This is a genomic window from Pseudomonas sp. GM84 (assembly GCF_000282535.1).
Taxonomy (GTDB): Bacteria; Pseudomonadota; Gammaproteobacteria; order Pseudomonadales; family Pseudomonadaceae; genus Aquipseudomonas.
This window is the reverse complement of the sequence record NZ_AKJC01000298.1, coordinates 1-3,671: the sequence shown is the minus strand read 5'-3', so window position 1 is coordinate 3,671 and position 3,671 is coordinate 1. Positions and strand designations below refer to the sequence as shown.

Below are 3,671 nucleotides of genomic sequence, written 5' to 3'. Positions count from 1 at the left end.
CTCCCACAGGTACAGCGCAAGCCTCAGGCCATGTGGGATCCCTGTGGGAGCCGGCTTGCCGGCGATGAATCCCCCACTAATCCATCAGACTGACCCCGGTCAACCCCGCTACGCTTGAATCTTCCAGAATCAGCCTTATCTATAAGGTCATCTCAGGCAGGTTTCTTCATTAAAGGCGCTGTCCATCGCTCCGACCTGCCCTTACAGGAAGGTATCCCCATGCGAATAGACCGTTTGACCAGCAAGCTGCAACTTGCAATATCCGATGCCCAATCCCTGGCCGTTGGCATGGACCACCCTGCCATCGAGCCCGTGCACCTGCTGCAGGCACTGATCGAGCAGCAGGGCGGCTCCATCAAACCGCTGCTGATGCAGGTAGGTTTCGACATCAACAACCTGCGCCAGGCATTGGTCAAAGAACTCGATCAACTGCCGAAAATCCAGAACCCCACCGGCGACGTGAACATGTCGCAGGACCTGGCGCGCCTGCTCAATCAGGCCGACCGCCTGGCCCAGCAGAAGGGCGACCAGTTCATCTCCAGCGAGATGGTGCTGCTGGCGGCCATGGACGAGAACAGCAAGCTCGGTAAGTTGCTGCTCGGCCAGGGCGTGACCAAGAAGGCCCTGGAAAACGCCATCAACAACCTGCGCGGCGGTGCGGCAGTCAACGACGCCAATGCCGAAGAGTCGCGCCAGGCGCTGGACAAGTACACCGTCGACCTGACCAAGCGTGCCGAAGAGGGCAAGCTCGACCCGGTGATCGGCCGTGACGACGAAATCCGCCGTACCGTCCAGGTGCTGCAACGCCGTACCAAGAACAACCCGGTCCTGATCGGCGAGCCCGGCGTGGGCAAGACCGCCATCGCCGAAGGCCTGGCCCAGCGCATCATCAACGGCGAAGTGCCCGATGGCCTCAAGGGCAAGCGCCTGCTGGCGCTGGACATGGGTGCGCTGATCGCCGGTGCCAAGTACCGCGGTGAGTTCGAAGAGCGCCTCAAAGGCCTGCTCAACGAGCTGTCCAAGCAGGAAGGCCAGATCATCCTGTTCATCGACGAACTGCACACCATGGTCGGCGCCGGTAAAGGCGAGGGCGCCATGGACGCCGGCAACATGCTCAAGCCGGCCCTGGCCCGTGGCGAGCTGCACTGCGTTGGCGCCACCACGCTCAACGAATACCGCCAGTTCATCGAGAAGGATGCGGCGCTGGAGCGTCGCTTCCAGAAGGTGCTGGTGGAGGAGCCGAGCGAGGAAGACACCATCGCCATCCTGCGCGGCCTGAAAGAGCGCTATGAAGTGCACCACAAGGTGGCCATCACCGACGGTGCGATCATCGCTGCGGCCAAGCTCAGCCACCGCTACATCACCGACCGCCAGCTGCCGGACAAGGCTATCGACCTGATCGACGAAGCGGCCAGCCGCATCCGCATGGAGATCGACTCCAAGCCGGAAGTGCTCGACCGCCTCGACCGTCGCCTGATCCAGCTGAAGGTGGAGTCCCAGGCGCTGAAGAAGGAAGAAGACGAAGCGGCCAAGAAGCGCCTCGAGAAGCTGACCGAGGAAATCGAGCGGCTGGAGCGTGAGTATTCCGACCTGGAAGAAATCTGGGCGTCGGAAAAAGCTGAAGTTCAAGGCTCGGCCCAGATCCAGCAAAAGATCGAGCAGGCCCGCCAAGAGCTGGAAACTGCCCGTCGCAAAGGTGACCTGAACCGCATGGCCGAGCTGCAGTACGGGGTGATCCCGGACCTGGAGCGCAGCCTGCAGATGGTCGACCAGCACGGCAAGACGGAGAACCAGTTGCTGCGCAACAAGGTCACCGAGGAAGAAATTGCCGAAGTGGTCTCCAAGTGGACCGGCATCCCAGTGGCCAAGATGCTCGAAGGTGAGCGCGAGAAACTGCTGAAGATGGAAGACCTGCTGCACCAGCGCGTGATCGGCCAGAACGAAGCCGTCACTGCCGTGGCCAACGCTGTGCGCCGTTCGCGTGCCGGCCTGTCCGACCCGAACCGGCCGAGTGGTTCGTTCCTGTTCCTCGGCCCGACCGGTGTGGGCAAGACCGAACTGTGCAAGGCCCTGGCCGAGTTCCTGTTCGACACCGAAGAGGCCATGGTGCGTATCGACATGTCCGAGTTCATGGAGAAACACTCCGTGGCTCGCCTGATCGGCGCTCCACCAGGCTATGTCGGTTATGAAGAGGGCGGTTACCTGACCGAAGCGGTACGGCGCAAGCCTTACTCGGTGGTGCTGCTGGACGAGGTGGAGAAGGCCCACCCGGATGTGTTCAACGTGCTGCTGCAGGTGCTGGAAGACGGCCGCCTGACCGACAGCCATGGACGCACTGTGGACTTCCGCAACACGGTGATCGTGATGACCTCCAACCTGGGCTCGGCGCAGATCCAGGAGCTGGTGGGGGATCGCGAAGCACAGCGTGCGGCGGTGATGGATGCGGTGGGTTCGCACTTCCGTCCGGAGTTCGTCAACCGTATCGACGAGGTGGTGGTGTTCGAGCCATTGGGCCGCGACCAGATCGCCGGTATCACCGAGATCCAGCTTGGCCGCCTGCGCAGCCGTCTGCTCGAACGCGAGCTGGCGCTGAGCCTGAGCCCGGAAGCGTTGGACAAGCTGATTGCCGTGGGTTACGACCCGGTATACGGCGCTCGTCCGCTGAAGCGGGCGATTCAGCGCTGGATCGAGAACCCGCTGGCGCAACTGATCCTGGCCGGCAAGTTCCTGCCTGGTTCGGCGATTACCGCCAAGGTGGAAGGCGACGAAATCGTGTTTGCCTGATCCCTGCTGTAAAAAAGCCCCGCCTCTGCGGGGCTTTTTTTTGCCTGAAATCGCGCTGCCCCCCTCGCTGGCAAGCCAGCTCCCACAGGTACAGCACAGTTTCAAAGGCGGGCAGGGACCCGTGTGGGAGCCGGCTTGCCGGCGATAGGGCCCGCCCAGACCCCGTAAAACCTAGGCCTTCCAGCCTTTTTTGATAACTTGCTGAAAATTTTGAAATTTTTGCTTGCATCAAATTCAGAGTGCCCCTAATATACGCCGCGTTGTCAGCCACTAAGCGAATCACCAGCAACAACGGTGATCGCAAAACAACTTACAAATCAGTAAGTTGAATGAAAAAAAGGGGTTGACAAGCAAAACGAAGAATGTAGAATAGCCGGCCTCAGCAGCGACAAAGCGAAAGCGAAGAAGCTAAAGAGTCCGAAGCGAACACAGTCTTCGGAGTTGTACCGAAGTTCAGTTCCGCGATAGCTCAGTCGGTAGAGCAAATGACTGTTAATCATTGGGTCCCTGGTTCGAGTCCAGGTCGCGGAGCCAATCTCGGGGTGTAGCGCAGTCCGGTAGCGCGCCTGCTTTGGGAGCAGGATGTCAGGAGTTCGAATCCCCTCACCCCGACCACTTTCCGGGTCGTTAGCTCAGTTGGTAGAGCAGTTGGCTTTTAACCAATTGGTCGTAGGTTCGAATCCTACACGACCCACCATGTAAAGAGGGCATCTCGAAAGAGATGCCCTTTTTCTTTTGCCTCGAATTTATCCCGCGCAAAAAAAAAGCACCTTTCGGTGCAGATCTTCTGTAGTCATTCAGCCATGGCTAGGGCTGCTGGCCCTATCGCCGGCAAGCCAGCTCCCACAGGTACAGCGCTGTGCTCAAGGGCGGCGCCGTACCTGTGG

Annotated in this window: 1 protein-coding gene and 3 tRNA genes; all 4 read left to right on the top strand. The window is 60.1% G+C overall.

Features of this window, described 5'->3' with window-relative positions:
• Positions 1-219 precede the first annotated feature (219 nt).
• Positions 220-2,784: an ATP-dependent chaperone ClpB gene (gene clpB / locus PMI38_RS21165; protein WP_008098555.1), complete on the top strand. Its 2,565-nt coding sequence runs from the start codon at positions 220-222 to the stop codon at positions 2,782-2,784.
• A gap of 458 nt (positions 2,785-3,242) precedes the next feature.
• Positions 3,243-3,318: transfer RNA gene (locus PMI38_RS21160), tRNA-Asn, on the top strand.
• A 4-nt stretch (positions 3,319-3,322) separates the two neighbouring features.
• A tRNA-Pro gene (locus tag PMI38_RS21155) sits at positions 3,323-3,399 on the top strand.
• A 6-nt stretch (positions 3,400-3,405) separates the two neighbouring features.
• A tRNA-Lys gene (locus PMI38_RS21150) sits at positions 3,406-3,481 on the top strand.
• Positions 3,482-3,671 lie beyond the last annotated feature (190 nt).

What these genes read in the sequence shown, in the direction of transcription:
- clpB (WP_008098555.1), top strand. Translation starts at nt 220, where the DNA reads ATGCGAATAGACCGTTTGACCAGCAAGCTGCAACTTGCAATATCCGAT.